This window comes from Sphingomonas kyeonggiensis (assembly GCF_014196745.1).
GTDB lineage: Bacteria > Pseudomonadota > Alphaproteobacteria > Sphingomonadales > Sphingomonadaceae > Sphingomonas > Sphingomonas kyeonggiensis.
The window spans coordinates 670393-693169 of sequence record NZ_JACIEH010000002.1 but is presented as its reverse complement, the minus strand read 5'-3'; the positions used below and the strand labels follow the sequence as shown (position 1 = coordinate 693169).

Sequence of the window (22777 nt, the reverse complement as noted above, 5' to 3'; positions counted from 1 at the left end):
TTTTCGGAGCCCGCTTCTTCGCAGGAGTAAAGACATGAACCTTCTCGCGAAGTTCAAGATTCCAACCAAGATCCTCGCGCTCGTGATCATGATCGCGGCGGTGGGTTTCGCCGTGTCGCTGTTCGGCACCAACGCCCTCAACACGATCACCGGCAAATATTCGGCGCTGGTCGAGGAGCGCATGCCCGTCTCCACTGCGATGGCCCGTGCCAATCGCCGCGGCACGGACATCGCCTACACCGCCTATCGCGCGCTCGCCTATGACGGCAGCACGCAGATCGCCCGCGACACGGTTGGCATCGAGAAGAGCAACTATGAATCGGCGAACAAGCTGTTCGACAGCGCGATCCAGCTCCAGCCGGACCTGAAGCCGCAGGTCGAGGACTTCCGCACGCGGATGACCAAGGTTCACGAACTCGCCGCCCGCGCCATCCAGTACGGCCTGCGCAACCAGGACGTCGAAGCACGCGCAACGCTGGCCGAGATGGACCCGCTGGTCGAAGCGCTCGCGACGGACATGGTCAAGTTCAACGACTCGATCATCGCCGACAGCAAGACCGAATCCGACAAGCTTTCGGCCTCGGCGGACGCGACCTCGACGCTGATGCTGACGATCAGCATCATCTCGACCCTGCTGGCGATCGGCATCGCCTTTGTCGTGTCGCGCTCAGGTATCACCCAGCCGCTGGCACGCCTGCAGGACACGATGCGCACCCTTGCCGGCGGCAACAACCGCGTCGAGGTGCCGGGCACCGATCGCGGCGACGAGCTGGGCGAAATGGCCAAGACCGTGCTGGTCTTCCGTGACACCGCCCAGGCGCAGGAAGCTGCCGCAGCGGCCAAGGCCAAGGCCGATGCGGAGCAGAAGATGGTCGTCGAGACGCTCGGCCACAATCTCGGCGAGCTCGCCAAGGGTGACCTGACCGCGACGATCAGCCGTGAGTTCACGGGCGAGTACATCCAGCTCAAGACCAACTTCAACGAAGCTGTCGGCAGCCTGCGCACGCTGATCGGCTCGGTGATGGAATCGGCCGCGACGATCAACACCGGCTCGACCGAGATCGCCCAGGCTTCGGAAGATCTCGCCCGCCGCACCGAGAGCAACGCGGCGTCGCTCGAGGAGACTTCGGCCGCGATCAGCCAGATGGACGAGCGCCTGAAGGTGATGGCGGGCTCGTCCAGCCGCACCGTGGAGCGCGCGGACGGCGCGATCAGCACTGTCTCGGGCGGCCGCGCGATCGCCGATGAGGCGATGCAGGCGATGACCCGCGTCAGCGACAGCGCCAAGGGCATCGACTCGGTCATCGAAGGCCTCGACAAGATCGCCTTCCAGACCCGCGTCCTCGCGATGAATGCCGCCGTCGAAGCCGGCCGTGCCGGTGAAGCCGGCCGCGGCTTCGCGGTGGTCGCCGATCTCGTCTCGGCGCTCGCCATGCGCGCCGAGGAAGAAGCTGGTCGCGCCCGTGATCAGCTGACCGCCACCCAGACCGACATCGTCTCGGCCGTGGACGCGGTGCAGAAGGTCGACGGTGCCCTGGCCAACATCTCGAGCGACGTGGGCGAAGTGCACACGCTGCTCGCGGAGATGGCCGCGGACAACCAGGCCCAGTCGGCTGCGATCACCCAGATCAGCACTGCGATCGGCACGATGGACCAGACCACGCAGCAGAACGCGGCGATGGTCGAGGAAACCTCGGCGGCGGCGCGCAACCTGAACACGGAAGTGAATGCGCTTTCGGAACAGGCCAGCCGCTTCACCGTCGGCGCCGCCACGGCGGTGCGCCCGGCGGCCCGTCCGGCCCCGACGCCCGCCACGCGCGCGCCGAAGCCGGCCGCGAAGAAGGCCGGTGGCTATGTTTCGCCGGTGAAGGCCCTTCCGGCCGCGGCGATGGACGGCGGGGACGACTGGGCGAGCTTCTGAGCCCTGTCCTCGACGCAGGAAATGGGGGCGTCCCGGCTTCGGCCGGGGCGCCCTTTTCCTTGGCGGCTCAGCCCCGCAGAATGAAGGCCAGCAACCCTGCCCCGCACCCCATCTGCGCCAGCGCGATCAGCCAGAGCCAGGTGGTGAAGGGTTGCTTGCGGGTCTTGTGGCGGAACAGCCGCCGCGCGGCGAGGGCCCCCGGCGATCCGCCGATCAGGGCGAGGCCGAGCAGATCGGCTTCGGGAATGCGCCGCGCACCGGCGATCGCGCGCCTCTTGTCCTGCCAGAAGCGCAGGATCGTCCAGAAATTGACGAGAAGTATCCAGGTGAAGGCGGCGACGAGCATCGGCTGCTCCTAGCCGCTATCGACCACAACGAAAAAGGGCGCCGCGGCTTTCGCCGGGCGCCCTTTTTGAGCAGGATCGTGAGATCAGGCGGCGACGCGTTGCGGGACGCGCAGACCTTCCATGATCGTGCGGTTGACTTCGATCAGCTCGCGGATCCGCTCGCGACCGGCAATGACGTCGCTGGTGAAGCGATCCACCCACAGGCCGATCGAGACGATCTGGGCGCGCAGATCGCGCGGCAGGCCGTTGTTCGGATCGTTGCAATCGTTGGAGAAGGCGTTCCACATCTGGCGATTGCGGTGCAGCGCCGGCATCAGCAGCGCGCCCTTCAGGCCACGCTCTTCCGCTTCCATCATCTCGCCGGTGATCTCGCCCAACAGCCTGAGCTCTGCCGAGCGCGGCGTTTCAGCCCGGGCACGGGCTGCCTGATAGGCATTAAGGGTCATGCTCGCTCCATTTGCTTGACCCTTCATTCTAGGACGGTTTCGACCGTTCCGGGTGCGAACATCCTATAAGATTAGTGCGCCCTCCCGAAAATGTGGGCGCGCATCCGGGGAAAATCATTGGCCAACACCATAATTCCGCACGCGCTGCCGACTGCGCTGGACGCCTATCCCGGCGTGACCCTGTTGTCGCTCGACTGTTTCGACACGCTGCTGTGGCGCGACGTGCACGCCCCGCGCGACCTGTTCGGCGCGCTGGGCGACGCCAACCTGCTCCAGCGCGGCTGGGCCGAGAAGACCGCGCGGAGCACCGCCGCAGTCCGCCACAAGCGCAACGAAGTCCATATCGACGAGATCTATGCCGAGCTGATGCCCAATGCGAGCATCGCCGAGCGCCGCGCCGCCGTGCAGAACGAGATCGACACCGAAGCCCGTCACTGCTTCGCCTTCAAGCCCACCGTCGAGCTGATGCGCGTGGCCAAGGCCCGCGGCATCGAGACGATCATCGTCTCCGACACCTATCTGGACGACAAGCAGCTGCGCGGCCTGATCGCCAAGGCGGCGGGCGAGGAAGTCGCCGGCTTGATCGGCCGCATCTTCTGCTCGTCGCACTATGGCAAGGCCAAGGGCGAAGGCCTGTACGAGCCGGTGCTCAAGGCGCTGAAGATCGCGCCGGAAAAGATCCTGCACATCGGCGACAACTTCAATGCCGACGTGAACGGCGTGGCGCCGTTCGGCGTCAACACGCTGCACCTGAAGCAGTTCACCCGGGACAGCGAACAGCGCATCCGGCTGGAGAGCGCGATCAGCAGCTTCTTCCACCCGACCGAGGCGGGCGTGGCGCTCACCCACCAGCCGCACCGCGCGACGATCTCGGCGATCGAGCCGCAGCTGGCCGATCCCGCCGAGGCCCTGGGCTATGTCACGCTGGGTCCGGTGCTGAACGGCTTCGACCGCTGGCTGGAGGACGAGGCCAAGGCGCTGCGGGCGCGGCACGGCGGCACTGTCCATTCGGTGTTCCTGATGCGCGACGGCTATCTGCCCCAGCTGGTCCACCAGGCGCGCGGCGGCACCGGCCACGCCGTGGAGATCAGCCGCGCGACCGGCACCGCCGTCTCGCTCACCGACACCAAGGCAGTCGAGCGCTACCTGCAGCGCGAGATAATGGGCGATCTGGCCACGGTGGCGAAGCAGCTGATGCTGCCCGCCCCGGAGGCGGCCAAGCTGGTCAAGGACTTCCCCCGCCCCGGCGCCTTCCTGAAGGCGATCCAGGAGCCGCAGCGCATGCGCCGCATCACCGCCGCCTCGCGCGCCTTTGGCGAGCGGATGATCGCGCATGTCCGCAAGACCGTGAACCCGGCACCGGGCGACACGCTGATGCTGGTCGATCTCGGCTATAACGGCTCGGTCCAGAACGATGTCGAGGCGCTGCTCGCCCGCGAACTCGGCGTGAAGGTCGCCGGCCGCTATCTGCTGTTCCGCGAACAGTCGCTGAGCGGCTTGGACAAGAAGGGCTTCATCGGCGACGATCATTATGACTGCGCCGCGCTCGAGGCGCTGTGCGCGAACGTCGCCGTGCTCGAGCAGCTCTGCACCGCGGCGCAGGGCTCGGTCGTCGACTACGAGCCGGACGGCACCTCGATCCGCCGCGGCAGCTCGATCAAGTCGCTCCAGTCGGCGGTCCGCGACCGCGTCCAGGCAGGCTGCCTGCGCTTCGTGCGCGACGAGGGCAGCCCAGTGATCCGCGCCGTGCCGCCCGCGGACCTCGCGACCATGTGGCGCCGCGCCGCCACCGGCGTGCTCGGCCGGCTGATGTACGTGCCGCTCGAAAGCGAGCTGACAGTGCTCGGCGCGTTCGAGCACGACCTCAACATGGGCGTGGACAACACGGTTTCGCTGTTCGACCAGAGCATCGCCCGCCGCGGCCTGCGCCAGCGCGGCCTGAGCTATATGAAGAGCGCCGACCGGATGTACCTGCCGGCCGAGCTGCACGGCGAAGGCCTGGCAGTGAAGCTGAGCCTGCTGGCCCAGCGCCGCTTCTCGCTGCCGCTCAAGTACCAGGACTTCGTCGACAACACGATCGCGCTGCCGCTGATCGTCGCCGACGGCAACCAGGTCTCGACCGGCTCGGTCACCGCCACGCCGACGCATGACGGCTACTACCTCGCGCCCATTCCGATCGGCGACAGCCGCTTCTCGGTCGGCGTGCAGTTCGGCCAGCTCTATGACTACCTGCAGGTGGAAAGCGCCAGCTTCATGCCGGTCGAACGCTTCCTGAGCGACGAGCCGCATCCCGATGGCAACGAGGAAGTCGATGCCGCGCCCTCGCTCGAGGGCATGGAGCAGGTCGCCCCGCACCTCTTCCGCTGCGAGAACGAATTCGGCTTCATGATGGTCCCGCCGCCGCAGCGGCAGGACGGCCGGCCGATGATGCTCGCCCTCGTATTCCGCCCGATCGCCGCCCGCCAGGCCGCGGCAACCCAGACCGCACCGCATATCTTCGCAGGAGCCCACGCATGACTCTTCTGATCCATTCCATGTCGGAATTCTCGGACATCATCCTCCACGCCCTGCAGATCGCCGGCGTCCGCAACATCGCCGAGGTAGGCGCCGAGTTCGGCGGCACCTCGCAGCAGCTCGCCGCCTATGCGCGCGTGACCGGCGGCAGCCTGACCAGCATCGATCCGGCACCGAAGAACGAATTCCTCGCCTGGGTGGCGCAGACCCCCGAGGTGCGCCACATGCCCGAGGCGAGCCACGACGCGATGCCCAAGCTGTCGAACATCGACGCCTGGGTGATCGACGGCGATCACAATTACTACACCGTGATCGAGGAGCTCCGCATCGCCAACCGGCTGGCGCTCCGCGACGGCAAGCACCTGTTCGCGCTCATGCACGACGTCTCCTGGCCGTGCGCCCGCCGCGACTGCTATTATGCGCCCGACCGCATCCCGGCCGAGCATCGCCACCCCTATAGCTATGAAGCAGGCGTGACCCTTGGCGATCCGCAGCTGCACGAGGGCCGCGGCTTCCGCGGTTGCGGCAGCTTCGCCTGGGCGCTGCACGAGGGCGGGCCGCGCAACGGCGTGCTGACCGCGGTCGAGGACTTCCTTGAAGAGACGCGCACCGAAGAGCGTCCGCTCGCCTGGGCGCACGTCCCCGCGGTGTTCGGCCTGGGCATCCTGTTCGACAGCGCGGCCCCCTGGGCGCCCGCGCTCGCCGAGATGATCATGCCCTGGCACAACAACAAGCTGCTCCATGCGCTCGAGACCAACCGGCTGAGCAACTACCTCGCCGTCATCGACTGGCAGGACCGCACCGCCGGGCGCGCTGCCGCTTAACCAATTTGCCGGTGCGGTCGCACCGCCCCGGCAAATCCTTCCTATAATTCTGGAAACAACAGGGACATCGGGCGAACCGCCATGCTCAACGGCGTAGGTTTCATCATCATTCTCGTTTGCGTGTTCGGCAGCTTCATGATGTCCGGCGGCAAGTTCGAGATCATCGCGCACGCGCTGCCGCACGAGATGATGGCGATCGCGGGGGCCTCCGTCGGGGCCTTCATCGTCGCCAACTCGCTGTCGACGGTGAAGAAGGCCGGTGCAGGCATCATGCGCTCGTTCAAGGGCGGCAAGTGGAAGGCGCAGGACTACAAGGACCTGCTCACCCTGATGTTCACCGTGCTGTCCACCTTCAAGAAGGGTGGCGCCACGGCGCTCGAGCCGCACTTGGACAAGCCGGAGGAGAGCAATCTCTTCACGCCCTATCCGCGCCTGCTCAAGGACCATCACCTGATCGAGTTCATCTGCGACTATCTCCGCATGATGACGGTCAACTTCGAGGACCCGCATCAGATCGAGGCCGCGATGGACGCGGACATCGAGAAGCATCACCACGAAGAGGCCGGCCCGCAGCACGCGCTCCAGATCATGGCCGACGGCCTGCCAGCGATCGGCATCGTCGCCGCGGTTCTGGGCGTCATCAAGACCATGGGCTCGATCGACCAGCCGACCGAGATCCTCGGCGCGATGATCGGCGGCGCGCTCGTCGGCACCTTCCTCGGCGTTCTGCTCAGCTACTGCGTGGTGGGTCCGCTCGCCTCCAAGCTGCTCGAGACGATCGACGCCGACTGCAAGCCCTTCCAGATCGTGAAGACCGCGATCGTCGCCTATGCCCAGAACCAGCCGGTTCAGGTGGCAATCGAGATCGCTCGCCGCATGACGCCGTCGGCCTATTCGCCGAGCTTCCAGCAACTAGAAACCGCACTTGACGAGGCCAAGAATGGACCAGCCCCTGCAGCTGCCTGACGCCGAGGAGCGCGCACTGCGCCTCCCCGCCCACGGCACCACCGTTACGGCCGAAGATCTGCGGGTGCGCCTCGTGCTCGCCGCGGACCTCGACGACGCCATCGAGATCGATGCGTCGGAAGTCGAGAGCGTCGGCCAGGCCGTCCTCCAGCTCCTCGTCGCCGCGCGCGCCGAGGCAGTGTCGGGCGGCCAGGAATTCCGCATCGCCAACCCTAGCCCTGCATTCGTCGATCGCGTGAACCGCTGCCAGCTCGGCGCGGCGATCGGCCTCGAGACCGGAGACGTCCTGTGAGCAAGTTGATTCTTACCGTCGACGATTCGGCGAGCATGCGCATGCTGCTCAAGACGTCGCTGACCGCGCAGGGCTTTCGCATCGAGAGCGCCAATGACGGCGAGCACGGCCTCGAGCGCATGCACGAAGTGAAGCCCGACCTGCTCATCACCGACATCAACATGCCTAAGATGGACGGATTCGAACTGATCGAGGCGGTGCGTGCGCTGAACGAGTTCCGCGGCACGCCGATCCTGGTGCTTTCGACCGAATTCTCGGACGAGAAGAAGTCGCGTGCCCGTTCGGCCGGCGCGACCGGCTGGATCACCAAGCCCTTCGAAGCCACCAAGCTGGGGGCGGCCATCCGCCGGGTGTGCCCGTGAGCGACGAACTCGACGAAATCCAGGCGATCTTCTTCGAAGAATGCGCCGAAGGTCTGACCACCGCCGAGCAGGGCCTTTCGGCCATGCAGGGTGGTGACGTCTCGGCCGAAGTCATCGCGGGCGTGTTCCGCGCAGTCCACTCGATCAAGGGCGGTGCCGGCGCGTTCGGCCATGCCGACCTGACCGCCTTCGCGCACAAGTTCGAGAACGTCCTCGACGAAGTGCGCGGCGGCAAGATCCCGCCGAGCCCCGGCGTGGTCAAGGTCATGCTGAGCGCCTTCGACATCCTGACGGACCATGTCGAATCCGCCAAGGGCCTGGCCCCGCGCCCGGCCGACGAGGCCGCGCTGGCCGCGCTCGAGCAGGTCCTTGCGAACAAGGGTGCCGATGACGGCGCCCCTGTCGCCAGCGCCCCGGCGCCGGCCGCCCCTGTCGTGGCGGAGGCTCCTGCCGCGCCCGCGGCCGAGGAAGCGGACGAATATGGCTTCCTGCCGATGGCCGTGTCGCTCGACGATTTCGACGCGCCTGCCGAGGCTCCGGCCGCGGCCGACGCGGCCTGGATCGTGACGTTCAAGCCGTCGCGCGCCGCGCTCGCCAATGCCGGCGAACCGCTGCTGATCATCCGCGAGCTCGAGACGCTCGGCGCCGAGATCGTCGCGGTCGATACCGGGACGGTGCCGTCGCTGCGCGACCTCGATCCCGAGGACGCCTATTTCACCTGGACGCTGCGCGTTCCGGGCGAAGTCACCGAGGGCGACATCAACGACTGCTTCGACTTCGTCGCGCCGGATTCGGTCGTCGAGGTCCGCCGTGACGAGACCCCTGCCCCGGCCGCCGCGCCGGTGGCCGAGGCGCCCGCCGCCGACACCGGCGCCGACGAGTTCGGCTTCGTGCCGGTGAGCGCGCCGATCGAGGACTTCGCCGCCGAGATGCAGCGCGTCGTCGAGACGATCGCCGCGGCGTCGCCGCCGGTCGGCAGCGTCGAGACCCCCGCCATCGCCCCCAAGGCGGGCGGCGACGCGGCCCAGCAGACGATCCGCGTGGATCTCGGCAAGCTCGACCTGCTGCTCAACCTGGTCGGCGAGCTGGTGATCCGCAACTCGATCCTGGCCGACCGGCTCTCGCCGGCCGATCGCCAGCGCGTGGAACTCCCGGAACTGGCCCGCCTGACGCGCCAGATCCAGGACAATGTCATGTCGCTGCGCGCCCAGCCGATCAAGCAGGCCTTCAGCCGCGTGCCGCGCATGCTGCGCGACCTCTCGGTCGAGACCGGCAAGACGATCAACCTCGAGACGTACGGTGAGACCACCGAAGTCGACAAGGGCGTGATCGAGAAGATCGGCGATCCGCTGACCCACATGATCCGCAACGCCGCGGACCATGGCCTCGAGAGCGCCGAAGAGCGCATCGCGGCGGGCAAGGATCCGGCCGGTACGATCAAGCTCTCGGCCGAGCAGCGCGGCGCGCGCATCTTCGTGCGCGTCCAGGACAATGGCCGCGGCATCAACCGCGAGCGCGTCAAGGCCAAGGCGATCGAGAAGGGCATCATCTCGCCCGACGCGGTCCTCTCCAACGAGGAAATCGACCAGCTGATCTGCGCGCCGGGCTTCTCGACCGCGGAGACGATCTCGAACATCTCGGGCCGCGGCGTGGGCATGGACGTGGTCCGCTCGAACGTCGAGGCGCTGGGCGGCCGCGTGGAAATCCACTCGGTCCCGGGTGAAGGCACCACCTTCACGATGATCCTGCCGCTCACCCTGGCGATCCTGGACGGCATGATCGTCCGCCTCGCCGGCCAGCGTTTCGTGCTGCCGCTCGCGCATGTGCTCGAGACGGTCCAGCCGGAAGCGGGCCAGGTGAAGCGCACCTCGCCGGACAGCGAAGTGATCGACATGCGCGGCGAATATGTGCCGGTGAAGCGTGCGACCGAGATCTTCGGCCTCAACGACGACCGCGCGGTCGAGGACAGCCTCGTCGTGATCGTCGAGAGCGAGGCGCACGGCAAGGTCGGCCTGGTGGTCGATACCATCGATGACCGCCGCGAAGTGGTGATCAAGAGCCTCGACCAGAACCTCCACCCGATCCGCGGCCTGGGCGGCGCCACCATCCTTGGCGACGGCTCGATCGCACTGATCCTCGACATCGAGGCGCTCGTCGCCTCCACCAACCGCTACACCCCCAAAGGAATGGCAGCATGACCGACACCAACGACAACGCCGGGACCGACCGCAAGATCGTCACCTTCTCGCTCGCCCAGCAGACCTTCGGGATCGACATGCGCGCGCTGATCGAGATCCGTGAATGGGACGAGCCGACCCCGCTCCCCAACGTCCCGGGCTTCATCAAGGGCGTGACCAACCTGCGCGGCAACGTGATCCCGGTGGTCGGCCTCGCCGAGCGCCTGGGCTGGGAGCCGAGCGTGATCCATGCCCGCTCCTGCGTGCTGGTCGTCAACATCGCGGGCAAGCAGGCCGGCTTCCTGGTCGACGAAGTCAACGACATCGTCGCGATCGGCGAGACCGAGATCCAGCCGGCCCCCGAGGTCGAGACGATCGAGCCGAGCGTGATCGCCGGCCTGGTCCGCATCGCCACGCGCCAGAAGGACGGCACGCGGGACGAGAAGGGCACCATGGTGCTGCTGCTCGACCTCGACGCGCTGAGCCTGACCAAGCACCTGGATCTCGCAGCGTGACCGCCGCCGGGGGCGCCCTGGCGCCTGCCGGCGCCGCATCGGCCATGTCGGCAGCGAGCAACGCGGAGCTCACGCCCCGCGACTTCGCCGCCATCGCCGCGATCATGCACGAGGATGCGCGCATCGCGTTGAGCGAGGCGAAGACCACGCTCGTCCAGTCGCGCCTGGGGCGCCGGCTGCGCGAGCATGGCCTGGCCAAGTTCTCCGACTATGTCGCGCTCGTGCAGAGCGACCCGGTGGAACGCCATGCGATGGTGGTGGCCCTGACCACCAACCACACGCATTTCTTCCGCGAGCCGCATCACTTCGATCATTTCCGCGAGACCGTCCTGCCCGTGCTGAAGCGCAAGCAGGGCCCGGTGCGGATCTGGTCGGCGGGATGCTCGTCGGGCGAGGAGGTCTATACGATCGCCATGTGCCTGCTGGGGACGGACCGTTCGTCCGCGTCCTGGCTGCGCAACGCCGATGTCCGCCTGCTGGCGACCGACATCGCGCCGCATGTGGTGGAATCGGTGCGTCGCGGCTTCTATGCCGACAATGTCGCCGAAGCCGTGCCCGAGCCCTATCGCAGCCTGTGGATGAAGCCCGTGCAGGGCGGCTACCAGATGGCCGATGAAGCGCGGTCGCTGGTGACAGCCAAGGTGCTCAACCTGTTCGAGCCCTGGCCGCTCAAGGCCGCGTACGACGTGATCTTCTGCCGCAACGTGATGATCTATTTCGGGGATCCCGCGAAGGAAGAGCTGGAGGCGGGCTTCGTCAACCAGCTGATGCCGGGCGGCCACCTGTATATCGGTCATTCCGAGCGGCTGATCGGGCCGGCGGCGCGCCACATGCGCTCGTGCGGTCACACCATCTACCAGAAGCCGGAGGTGCACTGATGGCACCCGTACGCACGCTGATCGTCGATGACAGCGCCTCGATGCGCGCGACGCTCAACCGCATGCTTTCCGCCGATCCGGCCATCGAGGTCGTCGGCATGGCCCCCGAGCCGTTCGCGGCGCGGGAGATGATCAAGACGCTCAACCCCGACGTGCTGACGCTCGACGTCGAGATGCCGGGGATGGACGGGCTGTCGTTCCTCGAGCGCATCATGCGCCTCCGGCCGATGCCGGTGGTGATGTGCTCGACGCTGACCGCCCGCGGCGCCGAAGTGACGATCGAGGCGCTCCGCCTGGGCGCGGTCGACTATGTCACCAAGCCCAGCGGCACGCCCGAGGACATCGAGCGCGACGCGGTATTGCTATGCGAGAAGGTGAAGGCGGCCGCCCGTTCGGTCGCCCGCGCCGGGCCGCAGCGCCTGCCCGCCCAGCCGACCCTCGCGGCCGGCGCGGTCGGCGATCGCATCATCGCGCTCGGTTCGTCCACCGGCGGCGTCGAGGCGCTGTTCTCGCTGCTGCCGGCGCTGCCGGAGAACTGCCCGCCGGTGTTGGTCGTCCAGCACATGCCGGCCGCGTTCACGCGCAATTTCGCAGAGCGGCTGAACGGCGAATGCCGGGTCCATGTTGTGGAAGCTACGGATGGCGCGCCGGTACTGCCGGGAACCGTCTATATTGCTCCTGGGGGGCAGCGCCACATGGAGCTGCGCGGCGGCATCCGTGGCCACATCAAGCTGCGGGACGGCGACCCCGTCTCCGGCCACCGGCCCTCGGTGGACACGCTGTTCAACTCGGTGGCGCCGCTCGGCAAAGCCGCGGTCGGCGTGATCCTGACCGGCATGGGTGCCGATGGCGCGCAGGGCCTTCTGGCCATGCGCCAGGCCGGGGCCCGCACGCTGGGCCAGAGCAGGGAAACCTGCGTGGTCTGGGGAATGCCGCGCTCGGCAAAGGAGCTGGGTGCGGTGGAACATGAAGTTGGTTTGTCTGGCATGCCTGAGGCGATCCTCAAGGCATGCCGCGAGAAAGTTGGGAGCGTCTGATGCCTGCTGCTGCAGCGATCAAGGTGATGGTGGTCGATGACCAGACCAGCATGCGCGCGATGATCCGTCGCGCGTTGCAGGATCTCGGGTTCAAGGACGTACGTGACAAGCCCAGCGCCCCGGAGGCACTGGCGGCGGTCAAGGCTGACCGCGTCCATCTGATCATCTCCGATTACAACATGCCGGAAATGGACGGCCTCCAGTTCCTGGAAGCGGTCCGCACCGACGCGGTGATCGGCAAGACGGTGTTCATCATGCTCACCGGCTCGTCGGACAAGGAGATCGTCCAGAAGGCCGCGGCCCTCGGGGTGAACAACTATGTCGTGAAGCCCTTCGCGCCGGCGGCGCTGAAGGAGAAGATCGAGCGCGTCTTCGGCGAGCTCACCTGATGCGCCGGCTCGCCATCGTCCAGGGCGAGCATGCCGTGGTGGCCGAGCCCGGGGTGGTCGTTTCCACCCTGCTCGGCAGCTGCGTCTCCGCGTGCCTCTTCGATCCGGTTGCCCGGGTCGGCGGGATGAACCATTTCCTGCTGGGCGAACCGAGCGCGGACCAGCGCGTCGGTGCCACCGAAATGGCGCGTTACGGCGTGCACGCAATGGAAGTCATCATCAACGAGATGATGAAGAAGGGCGCGATCCGCGGCCGGCTGATGGCCCATCTCTATGGTGGTGCCAACATCGTCTCCGGGCTCGGCTCGATCGGCTCCTCGAACGCCGCCTTCGCGCGGCGCTTCATGGACACCGAAGGCATCACGGTCGCCCATAGCGACCTGGGTGGCACGAGCGCGCGCAAGATCGAGTTCCTGCCGCATGAAGGTCGCAGCCGCTGCGTCAAGGTTACGGACCGCGTGCCAGAACGGCCGCCGGTCCCTGTTCAGGCCCCGGTCTCCGGTGGCGATTTGGAGCTGTTCTGATGTCCTGCATGCCCATCCCCTCGCAGCTCTCCGCCACCGAGACGATGCCCGGCTTCGACCCTTTCTCGTCGACGCTGCACAGCGTGATCGCCGGCGAGATCCGCGAGATGCGCATGAAGCTCGAGGCGCTCGCCGAAGTGCTCGTCTGCGACGAGCATTTCGCGAGCACCTATCTCGAGCAGCTGCAGGACTTCGACTATCTCATCCAGCATGCGGATGAGTGCGTGAACCTGCTCGAGCGGATCGCGGGCGGCGAGGACTCGCTCTCGGCGATCAGCCATATCCGCCTCGGCGCCGTGCAGCAGCGCATGCGCGACGCGCTCGGGAGCGCCTGACGATGCCCATGCCCGGCAGCAATGATCGCCCGATCGTCATCAAGCGGATCAAGAAGGTCGCCGGCGCCCACCACGGCGGCGCCTGGAAAGTCGCATATGCCGACTTCGTGACCGCGATGATGGCGTTCTTCATGCTGCTGTGGCTCATCGCCAACCCGGACAAGCAGCGGCTCAAGGGCCTTGCCGCCTATTTCTCGCCGACCGTGTCGGACACCGCGCCCTCGACCCCCGTCATGGGCACGTCCGAGGGCGCCGGTGGCCAGGCGCGCCGCTCGTCGAACGACAGCAGCCGCGCCAACGGCACGCCGACCACCGAGGCGGCGACCAACGGCGCCTCGCGCGGCGGCACCGCCAATGTGCCCGACACTTCGATGCGCGTCCTCGCCAGCGAGCTGATGGTCGCGCTCGACAGCACGCCGCAGGACCAGGGCCGCAAGAACGTCGCGGTCGAGTCCGACCGGGACGGCATGCGCATCACGCTGATGGACACCGACAAGCAGTCGATGTTCCGCCCCGGCACCGCCGAGCTCAACCCCTTCGCCCGCGCGCTGCTCGCCAAGACGGCGACCAAGCTCGCCCAGCAGGGCGGCCAGATCGCGATCGAGGGGCACACCGATGCCTCGGGCGGCGGCCAGAGCGATGCCAACTGGCAGCTCTCGGGCGCCCGCGCCCTTTCCGCGCGCCGGGCGATGATCGCATCGGGCATGACGCCCGACCGCTTCGCCGAGGTCGTCGCGATGGGCGGCACGCGCCCGGTGTTCCCGGGCCAGCCCGATAGGCCGGAGAACCGGCGGATCACCATCGTCCTCAAGGCCGAGGCCTCGTCGCTGCCCAGCGACAGCAGCTTCAAGTTCTGAGTAGCCGCGCCATGAAGAAGATCCTGTTCCTGATCGTCGTCGTGCTGGCCGGCATCGGCCTGGGCGGCGGCGCCGCGCTCGCCACCTTGATGGTGCTCGGCCCCCGTCCCGCCCAGGCCGCCAAGGCGCCCGCGGCGGAGGAATCGGTGGAGACGACGTTCGTGCCGGTGGACAAGTTGCTCGCGCCCTTGGTCTCCGCCGATGACGGGCGGCTGACCGGCTATGTCCAGTTCCAGTTCAACCTCGAGGTACCCAGGGACAAGTCGTCCGAGGTGACCCAGCGCCTGCCGCTGCTGCTGCACGCGATCAACATGCGCACCTTCAAGACCCCGATGGCGGCGGGCAAGGACGGGCTGCTGCCCGGCCTCGAGCAGTTCCGCCAGGTCGTCGAGGCTTCGGCCGCGGAGGCGTTCGGCGCCGGCGTCGTCCGCAAGGTCGCGATCACTCAGGCTACCCCGGCGTAAACTACGTATTTTATGTGGTTAACGCCCGGCCCGGCCGGTCGCGCTGCTATAGTATACGAAGAACCCCGCAACTTCGATCGAGGACAACGTGGAAGCCAACCCCGCCAGCGCAGCCGAGACCCGCGACGAGTGGATCGAGCGTGCCCCGCGGGCCGTAGCCACCCTCCTCGTCGGCAAGCTCAGCCACGAGGGCAATCCCGGCCAGCTCTGCCGCGTCCGCAACATCTCCGAGCAGGGCATGCAGATCGACACGATCGCGTCGCTGCTGCCGGCGATGCGGATCAGCGTGGAGCTGCGCGGCGGCCAGACGCTTACGGGCGCGATCGCCTGGACCAAGGGCGGCCGCGCCGGCGTGCGCTTCGACACCCCGGCCGACGTCAACGCGATCCTCGGCAAGCCGCAGATCGAGGCGGCGACGGTCCGCCCGCGCTCGCCGCGCTTCGCCGCCGAGATCCCGGCACGGATCAACTCGCTGGGCCGCTCGATCGATGTCGTCGTCGTCGACCTCTCCCAGGGCGGCGCCTGCCTGCGCCTGCAGCGCACCCTGCGCGCCGACAGCGAGGTGATCCTGATGATCCCGGGCCTGCCGACGCGCCGCTGCACCACACGCTGGAGCAACGACGAATTCGCCGGCGTCGCCTTCCACGATCCGATTTCCTATACCGAGCTCTCGGCCTGGCTCGACAGTCCCGCCGCGCGCGGCTGAGCGTTCGGCCGACCGGCGATCCGAATGGATATCGCCCGCTGCCAATTTATGGCAGCATGCTTCTCTCCGCCATCCCGTGAGAGCAAGCCATGTCCCGTGCACAGCGCCTTCTCGACCTGATCCAGGTGCTGCGCCGACACCGCCGGGCCGTCGCGGGCGCGGTGCTGGCCGAGGAACTCGGCATCTCCCTGCGCACCCTCTATCGCGACATCGAGACCCTGAAGGCGCAGGGCGCGCACATCGATGGCGAAGCGGGCATCGGCTATGTCCTGCGTCCGGGCTTCATGCTGCCGCCGCTGATGTTCTCCGAGGAAGAAATCGAGGCGCTCGTGCTCGGCTCGCGCTGGGTATCGGATAGAGCCGACGGGATACTGGGCAAGGCGGCCCGCAACGTGCTGGCCAAGATCGGCGCCGTGCTGCCCGATGACCTCAAATATGGAATCGATGCATCGGGCCTGTTGATCGGCCCCGGCGAACCCATCGCGGTCGGCGACCACGAACTCGCCGCGATCCGCCAGGCGATCCGCACCGAGCGCAAGCTGCGGATCGACTATGCCGACGAGCATGGCAATGCGACGCAGCGGACGGTCTGGCCGGTTGCGCTGGCCTTTTTCGATCGCGTGCGGGTCATCGTCGCCTGGTGCGAGCTGCGCGACGGCTATCGCCATTTCAGATGCGACCGCATCGCGGCACTGGAGACGTCGTCAGAGCGCTATCCACGCCGCCGTGCCGTGCTGCTCAAGGAATGGCGCATCCTTCGCGGCATCCCTGAGCAATGACTACTGACAATAACTGACAGCATGTTCTTCTAGGCCTCCCCTGCCGGCGCCGCTCCCGCGTGCCGCCGATATGAGGAGAATTTCCATGCCGAATTTCAACTTCCTGCTCCTGCACGTCGAAGACGCTGCCGCGAGCGCAACCTTCTACAGCTCGCTGCTCGATACCCCGATCCTCGACCAGAGGCCGGGTTTCACCATGCTGCCCCTGCGCGACGGCGTCACCCTGGGCCTGTGGGGAAAGGAAACCGTCGAGCCGGCGAGCGGCCAATCCGGCGCCAGCGAGATCGCCTTTGCCGTGGCCGACAAGGCGGCGGTCGAGGCAACCCATGCCGACTGGGCGGGGCGCGGCCTGCGCATCCTCCAGCCGCCGACTGCAATGAACTTCGGCACTACCTTCGTCGCGAGCGATCCCGATGGGCATCGGCTGCGCGTGTTCGCACCGCCGGCAGCATGATCGAGGCGCCCTCGCCTTCCGCATAGCAAAAAGGGCGGGCGCCCCCCGGCACCCGCCCTTCTTCCCTGAACTTTGGCCGCTCCGCGCTATGTCGCGAAGCTCTTGACCAGCGACCCGGCGACCAGCGCCCAGCCATCCACCAGCACGAAGAAGATGATCTTCATCGGCAGGGATATCGTTGGTGGCGGCAGCATCATCATGCCCATCGCCATCAGCACCGCCGACACCGCCAGGTCGATGACCAGGAACGGCAGCAGCAGCAGGAAGCCGATCTCGAAGGCGCGGCGCAGCTCCGAGATCATGAAGGCCGGCGCCAGCGTGGTCAGCGGCGTCTCGGCACGGTTCTGGATCGGCTTGCCCCCCAGATCGGCGAACAGCTTGAGATCGCTGTCCCGCACCTGGCTGAGCATGAACTTCTTGAAGGGCTCGGCGGTCCGCTCGAAGGCGACCTGCTCGGTGATCTTGCCCTTGGTATAGGGATCGACGCCCTGTTCCCATGCCTTGTTGAAGGTCGGCGCCATCACGAAGAAGCTGAGGAACAGCGCCAGGCTGATGATCACCGGGTTGGGCGGCACGCCGGGCGCGCCGATGCCGGTGCGCAGCAGCGACAGCGCCACCACCATGCGGGTGAAGCTGGTGACGGTCATCAGCAGGCCCGGGGCCAGGCTGAGCACCGTCAGCATCAGCACCAGCTGGATGGCCTTGGCCGACAGCGCGCCATCCGCGCCGGTGCCGGCACCGCCGATGTTGATCGTCGTCCCCTTGGACTGGGCGAAAGCCTCAGCCGGCAGGAGGACGAGTGCGACGACCAGCGCCGCGAGGAGCTTACGCATCGAGTGCGGCCCGGACCGCTGCGCGGTTCCACCGCGTGGTGTTGCGCTGCTCGCGAACCCGCTTCGGGGCACGCGGCGGCTGCTGGGCGGCTGCGGCGACGACATTGGCCGGGCGCACCTTGGCGGCAACCGGCGTCTTGGCGGCGCGGCGCACGGCGGCCGGCAGCTCGAACTTCGTCGGAAGCTCGATCTTGGGGAGCTCGATCTTGGGCAGGTCGATCTTTCTGGGCAGCTCGACCAGCTTGGCGAAGTTGCCGCGCAGCGCCGCGAGATCCTCGGCGAGGTTCGCGACCGGCTCCGGCTCCTTTGCCACCTCCGGCTCGACGGGCACGGGCGCGGCGATGCCGGTCTCGATCGTCGACTGTCCCTCGGGGCCGAACATCACGAGATGCTCCATGCCGTCGCGGCGGATCAGCGCGACCGAGCGCTTGGCATCGACCGACAGGCGCTCGACGATCTCGATCCGCTTGCGGCGCGAGTTGGTCACCCGGCCCGGCAGCTTCACGTCATAGCGCTTCACGAACCACAGGGCGCCGGCGAGCATGCCGAGCACCATTCCGAGCGCACCGATGGTGCGCAGCATCGACAGGATATCCATTAGTGGCGCTGCTTCTTCACGAGTTCGGTGATCTCGAGCGACATCACTTCGCCATCGACCAGGACCACGCCCTTCGCGACCAGCTCGTCATTCACGTACACGAGCGAGGGATCGTCCTGGCTGCTTTCCAGCGGGATCATCGCGCCGCGGCTCATCTGCAGAACCTGGCGGATCGGCACATTGGCCGAGCCCAGCACGATCGACATCTCGACCATAATTCCTTCGAGCACTGACATGCGTGTTCCTTTCTGGATGACTTATAGGAACCTTTTTTCCGTGCCCTGCGACCACCCCGGCAATTTTTGCCTACAATGGAGGAAACGGCCCTGCGGGGCCTTCGGGAAGGACGATCATGGACCTCAAGACCTCGCTCGGCATCTCTGCCTCGGGCCTGCGCGCGCAGTCGCTGCGCATGCGCGTGATCGCGGAGAATCTGGCCAACCAGGACTCGGTTGCCGATACGCCGGGCGGCGATCCCTATCGCCGCCGCGTCGCCAGCTTCAAGGCCGAGGTCGATCGCTCGAGCGGCGGCATGGGCGTGAAGGTCAAGGCGATCGAGAACGACAAGTCGGACTTCACCAAGGTCTATCAGCCCGGCCACCCGGCCGCGGACAAGGACGGCTACGTCCTCAAGCCCAACGTCAACGGCCTGATCGAAACGGCCGACATGAAGGCGGCGCAGCGCAGCTACGAAGCCAATCTCAATGCCATCGAGGCCGCCAAGAGCCTGACGATGCGCACCATCGATCTCCTCAAGTAAAGGATACAGGGAATGTCCATCGGAGCACTTGATGCGATGTCGGCCTATGGCCGCGTCGCCGGCATTGGCGGTACCAACAGCAAGACCGACCCGATCAAGTCGGGCGGCAGCGCCGGCGGGTTCGGCGCGATGGTCGAGGACATGGTCACCGGCACTGCCGACCAGCTTCGCACCGCCGAAAAGGCCTCGGCCCAGCAGGTTGCCGGCAAGGGCGACCTGATCGACGTGGTCACCGCGATCGGCGCCGCCGAGACCGCGCTCGACACGATGGTCGCCGTGCGCGACCGCGTGGTGAACGCGTATTCCGACATCATGCGGATGCAGATCTAACCACGATGCTGCCGTCGCAGGTCATGCAATTGGCGCAGAGCGCGCTGATGCTGGTGCTCACCGTCGCGGGTCCGCTGCTGCTGACCTCGCTGATCGTGGGCACCATCATCGGCCTGCTCCAGGCGCTGACGCAGATCCAGGAAACCACGCTCACCTTCGTCCCCAAGCTTCTGGCGATGGGGCTGGTGCTGCTGTTGATGCTGCCGACGATCGGCGCGGCCCTGAACGACTTCATGACCAAGATCAGCGGCCTGATCGTGACCGGCGGATGACGCTTCCACCCGATCTCGCCCTGCAGGCCTCGGCCTTCTTCATCGTCTTCGCCCGGGTCGGCGCAGTGCTCATGCTGCTGCCCGTCTTCGGCGACGAGGCGATCCCCGGCCGCATCCGGCTGCTGATCGCCTTCGGGCTTTCGTCGGCGATGTACGGCCTGGTCGGCGCGCCTGCCCGCGCGGTGGTGGAATCCGGCGCGGCCCTGCCCGCCATACTGGTCGCCGAGCTGATGACCGGCCTGGCGATGGGCATGATCGTCAAGATCCTCTTCTTCGCCGTCTCGATGGCGGGCTCGATCATCTCGACCCAGATCGGCCTGACCTCCGCAGTGATCTTCGATCCCGCGCAGAGCGGCAGCGCGCCGATGCTCTCCAAGTTCGTCGCGATGGCGGCTGCGCTGGTCTGCATGGGCATGCAGGTCCATCATCTCTGGCTGGGCGCGATCGTCCACAGCTATCAGAGCTTCCCGGTCGGTGGCATGCCGCCGGCCCATGATTTCGCGATGCTCGCGGTCGAGGCGATCACCCGCTCGATGATGCTCGGCGTCAGCCTGGCCGCGCCGCTCCTCATCTACGGCATCGTCTTCAACGTCGCGCTCGGCGTCTCCGCACGCGTCGCTCCCGCCATCCAGGTCTTCTTCATCGCCCAGCCGCTCAACCTGCTGCTCGGCCTCAGCCTGACCGCCGCCACCCTCGGCACCATGCTCACCTTCTTCGCCGGTGCGATGGGTGACGCGATGCAGGGAGGCTGGTGATGTCCGGCGGCGGCGACCAGGAAGACAAGACACACGACCCAACAGACAAGAAGCTGGAGGACGCCCGCGAGAAGGGCGACGTACCCATGGCCCCCGAGATGAAGCATGCCGCGATGTTCATCGGCATGCTCGTCGTGATGGGCGGCATGGGCGTCTATACGCTCCAGCTGATGGGCACGCTGTTCGTGCGGCTATGGGGCAGTGCCGACGATTTCCGGATGGAGCCGCAGGGTGCGGAGGATTTCGCGACCGGCGTGATGAGCGCGGTTGCCCATGCCCTGCTCCCGATCCTCGCCACCCTGTTCGGCATCGCGCTGATCGGAGGCATCCTGCAGGGCCGGCCGATGCTCAGCTGGAGCCGGGTGAAGCCCAAATGGTCGAAGCTCAATCCGGTGAACGGCGCCAAGCGCCTGTTCGGCAAGCAGGCGATGGTCGAGTTCGCCAAGACGCTCGCCAAGCTCTGCCTGATCGGTGGCGTGGCGGCATATCTGGCATGGCCCCATGCCGCCACGATCGATTCCATGGTGGGGGCCGACCTGCAGCAGGTGGGCACCGCGGCGCACGGCATCGTCTATTCGATGCTGCGCCCGATCGCGATGCTGGTGGGTGCGCTCGCCCTGTTCGACTTCATCTGGCAGCGCCGCGCCTTCATGAAGCGGATGCGCATGAGCCTCCAGGAGATCAAGGACGAGCACAAGCAGAGCGAGGGCGATCCGCACATCAAGGCGAAGGTCCGCCAGATCCAGATGCAGCGCTCGCGCAACCGCATGATGCAGAACGTGCCCAAGGCGAGCGTGGTGATCACCAACCCGACCCACTATGCCGTCGCGCTGCAGTACGATCACGGCCAGATGGCCGCCCCGGTGGTGGTTGCGAAGGGCGTCGACGCGATCGCGCTCAAGATCCGCGAGATCGCGACCGAGAACAACATCCCGCTCGTCGAGAACCGCCCCCTCGCCCGCGCCCTCTATGCCAGCGCCGACCTGGATCGCCCGATCCCGGTGGAGCATTATGCGGCGGTGGCGGAAGTGATCAGCTACGTCCTGAAGATCGCGAAGAAGCGCGCCTGAGCGCCGCTTCCCCGCGATCCTTCAGATCGGTTCAGAACTTCAGCCGCGCCCCGGCGGTGAGCACCACCGCACTGGCGTTGCGCAGCTCGCCATTGGTGAGGATCGGCGTCTGCGCGGCAGTGCCCGCATAGGCCGCCGTCACGCGGTCGATCGGCGCATCGGCAAAGGTCACATAGTTCGCCGCGAGATCGAACGCGAGCTTCCGGCTCGCCGCGTAGCTGCCGCCCAGACCGAAATTCCAGCGATCGGAATCCGGCACACGGGCATCACGCTCGCCGTCCTGGGTCGGGGTCAGCGCACGCTGGACGCCGGCGCGCACCGTCAGCTTGGGCGAGACCGCATAGTCGAGGCCGCCCGCATAGCTCCAACTCGTGCGGTAATTCTCCGGGATCGCGGTGTTGAGCGGCACTCCGAGGCGGATCGCGTCGAACTTGTCCCAGCCATAGCGGATCACCTGGGCGTTGAGCGTCAGCTTGTTCGTCGCGGCAAAGCGCACCGCACCGATCGCCTGCGACGGGGTGAAGAAGCGCGCCGAGACATTCGAAAGCTGGAGGTTCGAGGTGGCCAACGGGCCGACCAGGCCGGTGATCGCGAGATCGCCGGTCAGGTTATGCTCGATCGAGGACTTGTAGCTCAGGCCCAGGGTGATCGGACCGGTGTGAACCTGCGCACCGGCGCTCCAGCCGGTATCCCAGCCATGGCCCTTGAGCTCCTGGTGCCCGTCGGGCAGCGTCGCCGCGAGGTTGGGCAGCGCATTGCCGAGGCTCGCTTCGGTGTATTCGACATTGAGGCCGATACCGAGGCGCAGCCAGTCGGTCGGCGCGATGGCGACGGTGGGCTGGATGTCGATCGTGCGCAGCCGGGTCTTGTCGGCGCTGTAGCGCGCCCAGCTGTCGGCCGGATAATCGGTGGTGAAGCTGAACGGCGACGTGACCGACACGCCGAAGGCGATGCGGTTGGTGATCGGAATCGCGATGGCACCCGAGGGGAGCACGCCGTTGTTGATCGGATTGCGGGTGACGCCGTTGCCGCCGATCGGCGCGGCCGGCTGGCCGGGGCGGACGATCAGCGTGCCGCTGTCGACGACTTCGCCGCGCGGCAGGATCACCGATGCGGAGATCGTCGCGTCCCCGTCCTCGAGGCCGCCGATCGCGGCGGGGTTCCACCAGATCGAGGCCGAGCCGGTGTCGGCCGCCTCACCCGAGAAGGCGCGGCCTGCGCCGCGGGCGGACTGTTCCTGGAGGTAGAAGGCCTGGGCATGGGCAGCCTGAGAGAAGCCGAGAAGCGCGAACAGCGCGCTGCCGGCGGCAAGCGAAGTCTTGTAGGGGGACATTTGGGTAATCCTTGTACGCGGTACTGAACTCGAACGCTG

29 protein-coding genes are annotated in these 22777 nt (G+C 67.1%); 23 read left to right on the top strand and 6 right to left on the bottom strand.

Going from position 1 to position 22777, the window contains the following annotated elements; genetic code table 11:
• Positions 1 to 34 precede the first annotated feature (34 nt).
• Positions 35 to 1921 carry a methyl-accepting chemotaxis protein gene (locus tag GGR46_RS12265; RefSeq protein WP_183998068.1) on the top strand — a complete coding sequence of 629 codons (1887 nt, stop codon included), beginning with the start codon at positions 35 to 37 and terminating at the stop codon, positions 1919 to 1921.
• A gap of 67 nt (positions 1922 to 1988) precedes the next feature.
• Here GGR46_RS12265 and GGR46_RS12260 read toward each other — a convergent pair whose 3' ends face one another.
• Positions 1989 to 2267: a DUF1294 domain-containing protein gene (locus GGR46_RS12260; RefSeq protein WP_183998066.1), complete on the bottom strand. Its 279-nt coding sequence runs from the start codon at positions 2265 to 2267 to the stop codon at positions 1989 to 1991.
• Between the two features lie 84 nt (positions 2268 to 2351).
• Positions 2352 to 2714, bottom strand: a complete 363-nt coding sequence (gene flaF, locus GGR46_RS12255; RefSeq protein ID WP_183998064.1) for a flagellar biosynthesis regulator FlaF — start codon at positions 2712 to 2714, stop codon at positions 2352 to 2354.
• 117 nt (positions 2715 to 2831) lie between these two features.
• Between flaF and GGR46_RS12250 the strand changes: the two genes are divergently transcribed.
• The 17 genes from GGR46_RS12250 (at position 2832) to GGR46_RS12170 (ending at position 16787) form a co-directional block, all read left to right on the top strand.
• A complete protein-coding gene (locus GGR46_RS12250) occupies positions 2832 to 5231 on the top strand; it encodes an HAD family hydrolase (RefSeq protein ID WP_183998062.1) in 2400 nt (799 codons plus the stop codon).
• Complete coding sequence (locus GGR46_RS12245; protein WP_183998059.1) at positions 5228 to 6052, top strand: class I SAM-dependent methyltransferase; 825 nt, start codon at positions 5228 to 5230, stop codon at positions 6050 to 6052. The genes GGR46_RS12250 and GGR46_RS12245 overlap by 4 nt, the downstream gene beginning before the upstream one ends.
• Positions 6053 to 6133: 81 nt before the next feature.
• On the top strand, positions 6134 to 7018 hold the full coding sequence (gene motA / locus GGR46_RS12240; RefSeq protein WP_183998057.1) for a flagellar motor stator protein MotA: 885 nt from the start codon (positions 6134 to 6136) through the stop codon (positions 7016 to 7018).
• Positions 6993 to 7310 carry an STAS domain-containing protein gene (locus tag GGR46_RS12235; protein ID WP_183998055.1) on the top strand — a complete coding sequence of 106 codons (318 nt, stop codon included), beginning with the start codon at positions 6993 to 6995 and terminating at the stop codon, positions 7308 to 7310. Before motA ends, GGR46_RS12235 begins: the two co-directional genes overlap by 26 nt.
• Complete coding sequence (locus tag GGR46_RS12230; RefSeq protein ID WP_183998053.1) at positions 7307 to 7672, top strand: response regulator; 366 nt, start codon at positions 7307 to 7309, stop codon at positions 7670 to 7672. Before GGR46_RS12235 ends, GGR46_RS12230 begins: the two co-directional genes overlap by 4 nt.
• Positions 7669 to 9870 (top strand): chemotaxis protein CheW, encoded by a 2202-nt coding sequence (locus GGR46_RS12225; RefSeq protein ID WP_183998051.1) that lies wholly within the window; start codon positions 7669 to 7671, stop codon positions 9868 to 9870. The genes GGR46_RS12230 and GGR46_RS12225 overlap by 4 nt, the downstream gene beginning before the upstream one ends.
• The gene (locus tag GGR46_RS12220) at positions 9867 to 10364 is read left to right on the top strand and encodes a chemotaxis protein CheW (RefSeq protein ID WP_183998049.1); all 498 of its coding nucleotides are present in this window, start codon (positions 9867 to 9869) and stop codon (positions 10362 to 10364) included. The genes GGR46_RS12225 and GGR46_RS12220 overlap by 4 nt, the downstream gene beginning before the upstream one ends.
• Positions 10361 to 11242 (top strand): CheR family methyltransferase, encoded by an 882-nt coding sequence (locus tag GGR46_RS12215; protein ID WP_343058133.1) that lies wholly within the window; start codon positions 10361 to 10363, stop codon positions 11240 to 11242. The genes GGR46_RS12220 and GGR46_RS12215 overlap by 4 nt, the downstream gene beginning before the upstream one ends.
• Positions 11242 to 12279, top strand: coding sequence for a protein-glutamate methylesterase/protein-glutamine glutaminase (locus tag GGR46_RS12210; protein WP_183998047.1), 1038 nt, complete (start codon positions 11242 to 11244; stop codon positions 12277 to 12279). Before GGR46_RS12215 ends, GGR46_RS12210 begins: the two co-directional genes overlap by 1 nt.
• Complete coding sequence (locus GGR46_RS12205; RefSeq protein ID WP_183998045.1) at positions 12279 to 12668, top strand: response regulator; 390 nt, start codon at positions 12279 to 12281, stop codon at positions 12666 to 12668. The genes GGR46_RS12210 and GGR46_RS12205 overlap by 1 nt, the downstream gene beginning before the upstream one ends.
• The gene (locus GGR46_RS12200; RefSeq protein WP_183998043.1) at positions 12668 to 13192 is read left to right on the top strand and encodes a chemotaxis protein CheD; all 525 of its coding nucleotides are present in this window, start codon (positions 12668 to 12670) and stop codon (positions 13190 to 13192) included. The genes GGR46_RS12205 and GGR46_RS12200 overlap by 1 nt, the downstream gene beginning before the upstream one ends.
• The gene (locus GGR46_RS12195) at positions 13192 to 13527 is read left to right on the top strand and encodes a hypothetical protein (RefSeq protein WP_183998041.1); all 336 of its coding nucleotides are present in this window, start codon (positions 13192 to 13194) and stop codon (positions 13525 to 13527) included. Before GGR46_RS12200 ends, GGR46_RS12195 begins: the two co-directional genes overlap by 1 nt.
• Before the next feature lie 2 nt (positions 13528 to 13529).
• Positions 13530 to 14384, top strand: a complete 855-nt coding sequence (locus tag GGR46_RS12190) for a flagellar motor protein MotB (protein ID WP_183998039.1) — start codon at positions 13530 to 13532, stop codon at positions 14382 to 14384.
• Between the two features lie 11 nt (positions 14385 to 14395).
• Positions 14396 to 14848, top strand: a complete 453-nt coding sequence (locus tag GGR46_RS12185) for a hypothetical protein (protein ID WP_183998037.1) — start codon at positions 14396 to 14398, stop codon at positions 14846 to 14848.
• Between the two features lie 88 nt (positions 14849 to 14936).
• On the top strand, positions 14937 to 15554 hold the full coding sequence (locus GGR46_RS12180) for a PilZ domain-containing protein (protein WP_183998035.1): 618 nt from the start codon (positions 14937 to 14939) through the stop codon (positions 15552 to 15554).
• An 89-nt stretch (positions 15555 to 15643) separates the two neighbouring features.
• On the top strand, positions 15644 to 16333 hold the full coding sequence (locus tag GGR46_RS12175; protein ID WP_183998033.1) for a helix-turn-helix transcriptional regulator: 690 nt from the start codon (positions 15644 to 15646) through the stop codon (positions 16331 to 16333).
• Between the two features lie 85 nt (positions 16334 to 16418).
• A complete protein-coding gene (locus GGR46_RS12170; protein WP_183998031.1) occupies positions 16419 to 16787 on the top strand; it encodes a VOC family protein in 369 nt (122 codons plus the stop codon).
• Positions 16788 to 16873: 86 nt separating this feature from the next.
• On the opposite strand, the gene fliP is transcribed toward GGR46_RS12170, so the two are convergent.
• Genes fliP through GGR46_RS12155 form a run of 3 tightly spaced genes read right to left on the bottom strand, consistent with a single transcriptional unit; the run spans position 16874 to position 18454 of the window.
• Complete coding sequence (fliP, locus tag GGR46_RS12165; RefSeq protein ID WP_183998029.1) at positions 16874 to 17620, bottom strand: flagellar type III secretion system pore protein FliP; 747 nt, start codon at positions 17618 to 17620, stop codon at positions 16874 to 16876.
• Complete coding sequence (locus GGR46_RS12160) at positions 17613 to 18218, bottom strand: FliO/MopB family protein (RefSeq protein WP_183998027.1); 606 nt, start codon at positions 18216 to 18218, stop codon at positions 17613 to 17615. Before GGR46_RS12160 ends, fliP begins: the two co-directional genes overlap by 8 nt.
• Positions 18218 to 18454: a FliM/FliN family flagellar motor switch protein gene (locus GGR46_RS12155; RefSeq protein WP_183998025.1), complete on the bottom strand. Its 237-nt coding sequence runs from the start codon at positions 18452 to 18454 to the stop codon at positions 18218 to 18220. The genes GGR46_RS12160 and GGR46_RS12155 overlap by 1 nt, the downstream gene beginning before the upstream one ends.
• A 116-nt stretch (positions 18455 to 18570) precedes the next feature.
• Here GGR46_RS12155 and flgC point away from each other — a divergent pair, with 116 nt between their 5' ends.
• The 5 genes from flgC to flhB are packed head-to-tail and all read left to right on the top strand — an operon-like array spanning position 18571 to position 21405.
• Positions 18571 to 18978: a flagellar basal body rod protein FlgC gene (gene flgC / locus GGR46_RS12150; RefSeq protein ID WP_183998023.1), complete on the top strand. Its 408-nt coding sequence runs from the start codon at positions 18571 to 18573 to the stop codon at positions 18976 to 18978.
• Positions 18979 to 18990: 12 nt separating this feature from the next.
• A complete protein-coding gene (gene fliE / locus GGR46_RS12145; RefSeq protein ID WP_183998021.1) occupies positions 18991 to 19308 on the top strand; it encodes a flagellar hook-basal body complex protein FliE in 318 nt (105 codons plus the stop codon).
• A gap of 23 nt (positions 19309 to 19331) precedes the next feature.
• Positions 19332 to 19580, top strand: a complete 249-nt coding sequence (locus GGR46_RS12140; RefSeq protein ID WP_425506551.1) for a flagellar biosynthetic protein FliQ — start codon at positions 19332 to 19334, stop codon at positions 19578 to 19580.
• Positions 19577 to 20335 (top strand): flagellar biosynthetic protein FliR, encoded by a 759-nt coding sequence (gene fliR, locus GGR46_RS12135; RefSeq protein WP_183998016.1) that lies wholly within the window; start codon positions 19577 to 19579, stop codon positions 20333 to 20335. Before GGR46_RS12140 ends, fliR begins: the two co-directional genes overlap by 4 nt.
• Positions 20335 to 21405, top strand: a complete 1071-nt coding sequence (gene flhB, locus GGR46_RS12130) for a flagellar biosynthesis protein FlhB (RefSeq protein ID WP_183998014.1) — start codon at positions 20335 to 20337, stop codon at positions 21403 to 21405. Before fliR ends, flhB begins: the two co-directional genes overlap by 1 nt.
• Positions 21406 to 21436: 31 nt before the next feature.
• Here flhB and GGR46_RS12125 read toward each other — a convergent pair whose 3' ends face one another.
• A complete protein-coding gene (locus GGR46_RS12125) occupies positions 21437 to 22738 on the bottom strand; it encodes an OmpP1/FadL family transporter (RefSeq protein WP_183998012.1) in 1302 nt (433 codons plus the stop codon).
• Positions 22739 to 22777 lie beyond the last annotated feature (39 nt).

Coding starts and splice junctions, on each gene's coding strand:
- GGR46_RS12260 (WP_183998066.1), bottom strand. CDS start 2,267: ATGCTCGTCGCCGCCTTCACCTGGATACTTCTCGTCAATTTCTGGACG.
- GGR46_RS12265 (WP_183998068.1), top strand. CDS start 35: ATGAACCTTCTCGCGAAGTTCAAGATTCCAACCAAGATCCTCGCGCTC.
- GGR46_RS12175 (WP_183998033.1), top strand. CDS start 15,644: ATGTCCCGTGCACAGCGCCTTCTCGACCTGATCCAGGTGCTGCGCCGA.
- flaF (WP_183998064.1), bottom strand. CDS start 2,714: ATGACCCTTAATGCCTATCAGGCAGCCCGTGCCCGGGCTGAAACGCCG.
- GGR46_RS12205 (WP_183998045.1), top strand. CDS start 12,279: ATGCCTGCTGCTGCAGCGATCAAGGTGATGGTGGTCGATGACCAGACC.
- flhB (WP_183998014.1), top strand. CDS start 20,335: ATGTCCGGCGGCGGCGACCAGGAAGACAAGACACACGACCCAACAGAC.
- GGR46_RS12220 (WP_183998049.1), top strand. CDS start 9,867: ATGACCGACACCAACGACAACGCCGGGACCGACCGCAAGATCGTCACC.
- GGR46_RS12160 (WP_183998027.1), bottom strand. CDS start 18,218: ATGGATATCCTGTCGATGCTGCGCACCATCGGTGCGCTCGGAATGGTG.
- GGR46_RS12235 (WP_183998055.1), top strand. CDS start 6,993: ATGGACCAGCCCCTGCAGCTGCCTGACGCCGAGGAGCGCGCACTGCGC.
- GGR46_RS12125 (WP_183998012.1), bottom strand. CDS start 22,738: ATGTCCCCCTACAAGACTTCGCTTGCCGCCGGCAGCGCGCTGTTCGCG.
- GGR46_RS12195 (WP_183998041.1), top strand. CDS start 13,192: ATGTCCTGCATGCCCATCCCCTCGCAGCTCTCCGCCACCGAGACGATG.
- GGR46_RS12245 (WP_183998059.1), top strand. CDS start 5,228: ATGACTCTTCTGATCCATTCCATGTCGGAATTCTCGGACATCATCCTC.
- motA (WP_183998057.1), top strand. CDS start 6,134: ATGCTCAACGGCGTAGGTTTCATCATCATTCTCGTTTGCGTGTTCGGC.
- GGR46_RS12140 (WP_425506551.1), top strand. CDS start 19,332: ATGCAATTGGCGCAGAGCGCGCTGATGCTGGTGCTCACCGTCGCGGGT.
- GGR46_RS12200 (WP_183998043.1), top strand. CDS start 12,668: ATGCGCCGGCTCGCCATCGTCCAGGGCGAGCATGCCGTGGTGGCCGAG.
- fliP (WP_183998029.1), bottom strand. CDS start 17,620: ATGCGTAAGCTCCTCGCGGCGCTGGTCGTCGCACTCGTCCTCCTGCCG.
- fliR (WP_183998016.1), top strand. CDS start 19,577: ATGACGCTTCCACCCGATCTCGCCCTGCAGGCCTCGGCCTTCTTCATC.
- GGR46_RS12190 (WP_183998039.1), top strand. CDS start 13,530: ATGCCCATGCCCGGCAGCAATGATCGCCCGATCGTCATCAAGCGGATC.
- GGR46_RS12210 (WP_183998047.1), top strand. CDS start 11,242: ATGGCACCCGTACGCACGCTGATCGTCGATGACAGCGCCTCGATGCGC.
- GGR46_RS12185 (WP_183998037.1), top strand. CDS start 14,396: ATGAAGAAGATCCTGTTCCTGATCGTCGTCGTGCTGGCCGGCATCGGC.
- GGR46_RS12155 (WP_183998025.1), bottom strand. CDS start 18,454: ATGTCAGTGCTCGAAGGAATTATGGTCGAGATGTCGATCGTGCTGGGC.
- fliE (WP_183998021.1), top strand. CDS start 18,991: ATGTCCATCGGAGCACTTGATGCGATGTCGGCCTATGGCCGCGTCGCC.
- flgC (WP_183998023.1), top strand. CDS start 18,571: ATGGACCTCAAGACCTCGCTCGGCATCTCTGCCTCGGGCCTGCGCGCG.
- GGR46_RS12170 (WP_183998031.1), top strand. CDS start 16,419: ATGCCGAATTTCAACTTCCTGCTCCTGCACGTCGAAGACGCTGCCGCG.